This is a genomic window from Microbacterium sp. 13-71-7 (assembly GCF_002257455.1).
Lineage (GTDB): Bacteria > Actinomycetota > Actinomycetes > Actinomycetales > Microbacteriaceae > Microbacterium.
The window spans coordinates 1-3,584 of sequence record NZ_NCKN01000316.1; the positions used below are offsets into that span (position 1 = coordinate 1).

At 74.4% G+C, this 3,584-nt stretch carries 4 protein-coding genes; 2 read left to right on the forward strand and 2 right to left on the reverse strand.

The annotated features are described in order from the left end of the window. On the reverse strand, positions 1–2,371 hold a 2,371-nt coding region (locus tag B7X32_RS19435), incomplete at its 3' end, for an ATP-dependent helicase (RefSeq protein ID WP_292723508.1). Positions 2,372–2,579: 208 nt separating this feature from the next. Between B7X32_RS19435 and B7X32_RS19440 the strand changes: the two genes are divergently transcribed. Both B7X32_RS19440 and B7X32_RS19445 read left to right on the forward strand, forming a co-directional pair. Next, complete coding sequence (locus B7X32_RS19440; protein WP_292723510.1) at positions 2,580–2,804, forward strand: DUF3107 domain-containing protein; 225 nt, start codon at positions 2,580–2,582, stop codon at positions 2,802–2,804. A 16-nt stretch (positions 2,805–2,820) separates the two neighbouring features. After that, the gene (locus B7X32_RS19445) at positions 2,821–3,108 is read left to right on the forward strand and encodes a hypothetical protein (RefSeq protein ID WP_292723513.1); all 288 of its coding nucleotides are present in this window, start codon (positions 2,821–2,823) and stop codon (positions 3,106–3,108) included. Between the two features lie 63 nt (positions 3,109–3,171). Here B7X32_RS19445 and B7X32_RS19450 read toward each other — a convergent pair whose 3' ends face one another. Next, entirely contained in the window at positions 3,172–3,486 is a 315-nt protein-coding gene (locus B7X32_RS19450; RefSeq protein WP_292723516.1) for a metal-sensitive transcriptional regulator, read from the reverse strand. Positions 3,487–3,584 lie beyond the last annotated feature (98 nt).

Genomic DNA, 3,584 nt, shown 5'->3' on the forward strand with positions numbered 1-3,584 from the left:
CGAGCCGCGAGGGCGAGACCGGCACGGATCCCGTCTCGAGGTCGCGGAGCGGCCGCTCGTCGGACGGAGGGCGCACGCCGAACCACTCGTCCGGATCCGCACCGGGGACGTCGGCCTCGGCCAGCAGGCGCAGCTGGCCCGCCGCCTCGGATCGCGCGACCGGATCCGTCGACGTCGTGAGCACCCTGCGGTGCTTGGCGACGAGACCGCGCAGCGTCAGCGGATGCGCATGCCGCTCCTGGGGCGGCAGCGGATCCGGCAGGAAGCCGAAGAACGCGCTCGGGCTCTGATCGTCGTCGTCGACCGCCGTGACCAGGAGCCTGTGGCGGGCTCGGGAGAGCGCCCGCACGAAGAGGCGCAGCTCGTCGTGCAGCGCCGCCCGGCGCCGGTCGAGCGTGGAGTGCTCGTGCTCCGGCTCGCCGGACCGGGCCGCCGCGACCGCCTCGCCGAGCCGCCAGGTCTCCAGCAGCCCGCCGCGCAGCCGCACGTTCGGCCACACGCCGTCCTGCACACCCGCGATCACGACGGCGTCGAACTCGGTGCCGAGCGCGGTCGCGGGCGTCATCAGGGTGACCGTGGCCGGGCGCTCCGGCGCGGACAGGGAGTCCTCCGGCACCTCGCTGTCGAGGATGTCGTGGATGAACGCCTCCGGCCCCTTCTCCGGCGCGCGCTCGACCGAGCGCTTGGCCGCGTCGAACAGCGCGACCAGCGCGTCGAGGGCGCGTGCGGTCTCTGCGCCGGAGGGCGAGTTCGCCGCCTCCTGCCAGGAGAGCGCGAGACGCCGGCCGTCGGCGGCGCGCGACGAGTCCCACACCCGCCAGAGCAGCTCGTGGATCGTCTCCCCGCGCAACCGGGCTTCGCGCACCTCGTGCAGCAGGGTGCCGAACCTGTCTGCGATGCGCGCCTCGGCCGTGTCCAGCCGGGCGAGCCTGGCCGGTTCCGCGATGCCGTCGCGCAGCAGCAGTCGGGCCGGCGCGGATCCGCCGGCTTCGAGCTCGAGGTGCCGCAGTCGCGCGCGCAGCCGCCGCAGTCCCACGCCGTCCAGCCCGCCGAACGGGGTGCGCAGGGCTTCCGCGAGCAGCTGCGGATCCCGCTCCGCCGGCTCGGTGAGCGCGAGCCGCACGATCCCCACGATGTCACGGACGACCGTCTCGCTGCCGAGCGGGCGCTGCACGCCGGCCGCGCGGGTGGGTACCTCGCGCGCCGCGAGCTCGGCCTCGAGTGCCGCGACCTGGCGGGTGTCGTGCGCGATCACCGCCATGCGCTCCCAGCCGATGCCGTGGAGCAGATGCCACTCCCGCAGCGTGCGGGCGATGAGGTCGTGCTCCTCGTGCGGCGACGGCGCGATGAAGGCCTGCACCGCGTCCCCCGGGCCATCGGCCGCCGCGGGGCCAGGGGCGCGGCGGTGCTCGATCCGCCCCGAGGCGCCGATCGTCTGCACGACGGTGCGGGTGAGCGCGGTGAGCGCCGGGTCCTGCCGGTGCGCCTCGTCGAGCACGTGCACGTCGCCGAGCATGGCCACGAGACTCGCGAACAGCTCGGGACCCGCGCCGCGGAACGCCCCGGAGGAGATGTCAGGATCCCCGAAGGCGAGAACGGCGATGCCGCGGCTGCGGAGCGCCGCGACGAGCGCCACCCCGCCCGCGGTCAGCTCCTGCGCGTCGTCGATGAGCACCGCGCGCAGCCGCCCGAGCGGGCCCAGCATCTCCGGCTCCGCGGTGCGAAGGATCGCGCCGGCCTCCGCCAGCAGATCCGCCGCATCGCGGTGCGCGGCGCGGGCGCGGTCGAGCACGCTCCGATACGACAGGGCGAAGGATCCGACCGCGCGCCAGGCCGGGCGTTCCGACCGCTCCAGCTCCGCCGGCGTGACGCCGAGTTCCGTGCACTCGGCGAGGAACGCGCGCAGCTCCGAGCGGAACGCCCGCGACGAGCGCACCGCGGCGCCGAGGCTCTCCGGCCAGCGGCTGCGGAGCCCCTCGCCCTCGTCCTCCGCCTCGCCGGCGAGCAGATCCGCGATGATGCGGTCCTGATCCGCACCGGTCAGCAGCGCGGGAGGCTCCTGCCCCGCGTGCACCATCGTGCCGCGCACGAGCTGGAAGGCGAACGACCCGAGCGACCGCGCGAGCGGGCCGGGCGTCGCGACGCGCACGCGCACGCCGATCCGGTCGCGCAGCGCGGTGGCGGCCTGCCTGTTCGGGGTCAGCGCGAGCACCTGCTCCGGGGCGAAGCCCCCCTCGATGAGCGCGGCGACGCGTTCGACCAGCGCGTGCGTCTTGCCGGTGCCGGGCGCGCCGATCACCGTGCCGACCGCACCGGAGGGGGCGTCGATCACCGCCGCCTGCGCAGCGGTGGGGGCGGGCTGTGCGGGCATGCTCCCACGCTATCTGCCGAGACCGACATCGCCCTCTGCACCCGGCGGTCGGTCAGGGCAGTCGGCCGATCCATGCGCCGCCCGAGGATCGGATCCGGCCCGCCTCCGGCCCCGTAATCGCCCTCGGCGAACACCGCCGCGCACACGGTCCTCCCCCGCGGACCCCGCGATAGAGTGACGAGACCTCAACCTTTCAAGGAGCATTCCCGTGGAGATCCGCATCGGCATCATCAACACCGGCCGTGAGCTCAGCTTCGAGACCTCGGCCTCCGCGGACGAGGTGCGCGCGCAGATCGCCGGCGCCCTCGACCAGGGCGCGAGCCACGTGTCGCTGAGCGACACCAAGGGCAACTCCTACATCGTGCCGACCGCGAACCTCGGCTACGTGGAGCTCGGGACCGAGGAGTCCCGCCGCGTCGGCTTCGTGGCCTGACCCGAGGCCCGGGAGCATGTACATCCTGCTCGCGCTGATCGCCGCCTGCGCGCTCGGTGTCGTGGTGCACTACGTGATCCCCCACCGGGATCTCCGCGGAGTGGCCCTCGTCCCTGCGGTCGCCACCGCGGTCGCTGCCGCGGCGTACGCGCTCGGCCAGTGGGCCGGGCTGAAGGAGTCGAGCGTGCTGCTGTGGCTGCTCGCCCTCGGCGGCGCCGTCGTGGTCTCCGCGGCCGTCGGCATGGTCCTCACGCGCGTGCGCCGTCACGGCGACGCCGCGCGGCGCGCCGAGCTCGGCGTCTGAGCCGAGGGTGGCCGCCTCCTCCGGCTGAGCGTCGATGCGCGGCACCGCGCGTCGAGGCTCGGTTCAGGCGAGCGACAGGAACAGCTTCTCCAGCTCCTCCGGGTTCGGCGAGCCCTCGGCGCCGGGATCCGTCAGGCACTCGCGCAGCGCCGTCGAGATCACCAGGAAGCCGGCACGGTCCAGCGCCTTCGTGACGGCGGAGAGCTGCTGCACGACCGTTCGGCAGTCCTCGCCGGATTCCACGGCGCCGATCACGGCCGCCAGCTGCCCGTGGGCACGACGCAGGCGGTTCGCGATCTTCTTCGTCGCCTCCGGGTCGTGCGTCACGGCGCGCGTCCCGCCCTCGCCGATCTCCTGGGTCGTGTCGGTGCTGCTCATGCCTGCCAGTATACCCCGGGGAGTATGTTACGTTGATACTCCCCGGGGTATCCGAGACCGCCCGGGACGAGGAGCAGAGATGTGCCGTGCAGTGACCT

What these genes read in the sequence shown, in the direction of transcription:
- B7X32_RS19445 (WP_292723513.1), top strand. Translation starts at nt 2,821, where the DNA reads ATGTACATCCTGCTCGCGCTGATCGCCGCCTGCGCGCTCGGTGTCGTG.
- B7X32_RS19450 (WP_292723516.1), bottom strand. Translation starts at nt 3,486, where the DNA reads ATGAGCAGCACCGACACGACCCAGGAGATCGGCGAGGGCGGGACGCGC.